General features: G+C 71.7%; 1 protein-coding gene. It reads right to left on the bottom strand.

What is annotated here, in order from left to right; translation table 11 throughout:
- Positions 1-49 precede the first annotated feature (49 nt).
- Positions 50-1,681, bottom strand: coding sequence for an IS66 family transposase (gene tnpC / locus AC6EXY_RS33185; protein WP_101833708.1), 1,632 nt, complete (start codon positions 1,679-1,681; stop codon positions 50-52).
- Positions 1,682-1,793: the final 112 nt, after the last annotated feature.

Below are 1,793 nucleotides of genomic sequence, written 5' to 3'. Positions count from 1 at the left end.
GTGTCCATTCACGGGTGCGCGCTCCAGCACCCCCGGTTTTGATGTTGTTTTAGGCGGTGGTCAGGGCGGGCGCGGTGGCGCGGGGGGCGGGTAGCCAGGGCTGGCCTGCGAGGGCCATCTGGATGGCGTCGACGGCGCGGATGCCGTGGTCGCGGGCGGAGACGAGGTAGGAGCGCACGCGCAGGTAGGCGGCAAGGGTGGTGGGGGTGTGCCAGTAGCCCGAGACGGCCTGGTGGCGTTTCGGGAGCCTGATGGCCTGCTCGGCGGGATTGTTCGTCCAGGGGATCTTGAAGTCGGTGAGGAAGAGCCAGACCTGGTCGGCCTTCGCGGCAAGCCGGCGGGCGAGGACCAGACCGGGGTGGTTCTTCCCGTCGGTCCAGGGTCTGGACATGTTCGTCAGGTCGCCGATGCGGACGTCAGCGTCGTAGCGGGCCCGCAGCTCGTCGATCATCTTCTGGTCCAGGCGGCTGTTTCCGGCGGCGCGGGTGGCGGTGACGAGGGTGTTGGCCTCGCGGAGGAGGTCGATCAGCCGGCCGGCCCAGCGCTGGACCTTCGGCGCGAGCGTCAGCACGGCCCGCAACGCCCTGATCAGATGGGCACAACACAGTTGGACGCCGGCGAGGCCGGGGTCGTACTGGTGCCAGCCGGCGTAGTCGTCGCGGGTCAGGTAGCCGGGCCAGCCGTCGAGCACCCCGGTGCCGTGGATCGCCTCCGAGGAGCGGGAGCCCATCGCCGCGTACCAGACCAGCCCGGGCGTCGGAGTGCGGATGACCAGCAGGTGCGGGGTGCCGGACAGGACCGTGCCGGTGGCCTCGTCGAGATCCCTGCGGAGCACGTTGACCGGGGACTCGTCCCCGCACAGCACCGGCTCGGCGCGCAGCGCCGCCTTCATCGCCTCGTCGAACCCGGCGGCCTCCAGGTCCTGGGCGAGCCGGGCGTTCGCGCGGGCGACGAACCCGGCCGAGACCTCCACGCCCAGCAGCCCGGCGATGACCCTCGCGGCCCGTTCCACCGGCACGTTGGCCTCACTGGCCAGCAGCACCGCCGCCGCGTGCAGCCGCGGCCCGTAGGACACCGTGCCCGTCGCCGCGTGCCGGACCCCCGGCACCCCGGCCGTGGTGACCTTCCCGCAGCAGGCGCAGCGCCGCCGCGGCAGCGCCCACTCCACCTTCTCCAACACCGGGTCGAGCAGGTCCCAGACCTGCGCCCAGCCCTCAGGCAGCACCTCCGCGCCGGCCAGGTCAGCCTCGCACGACGAGCACTCCGCCGGTGGATCCGCGGCTTCTGACCGGTCCGGTTCCGGCTCCCGGCGCAGGCCCGCGCCCGGATGACCCGGCTGCCCGCCCGGCTTCCGTTCCTTCGAACGGACCCGCTCCGAGGACTCCCGCCGCTGCGCCTTCCGCTTCTCCTTCGCCCCGACCGGCTCCTTCGACGGCGGAACCGACGAGTTCGTACTGTCCATCCCGACCCGCCGCCGCAGGTCGGCGACCTCGAGCTCCAACCGCTGTCGCTCGGCCCGCTCCGCGGCCAACTCCGCCTCATGGCGCTCGGCCATACCCTCGATCACCCGGCGCAGCCGCTCGTTCGTCGCCACCAGCCGGCCGTTCGTCGTGGCGAACTGTTCGATCCGCGCCTCGGCAGCCGCGAGACGCGACTCCAACGACGCGGACAGGTCAGCCACAAACCCAGATCATCCACGCCCCACAGCCACGATCAAGCAACAACCACAACGTGTCACCCCAACACAAACGCCCAGCTCAGCGGACCGCTGTCACTCACCCGTGAATGGACAC

It is taken from the genome of Frankia sp. RB5, assembly GCF_059816245.1.
Note: the sequence above shows the minus strand (reverse complement) of the source record. Positions and strands in the feature narration are given on the sequence as shown.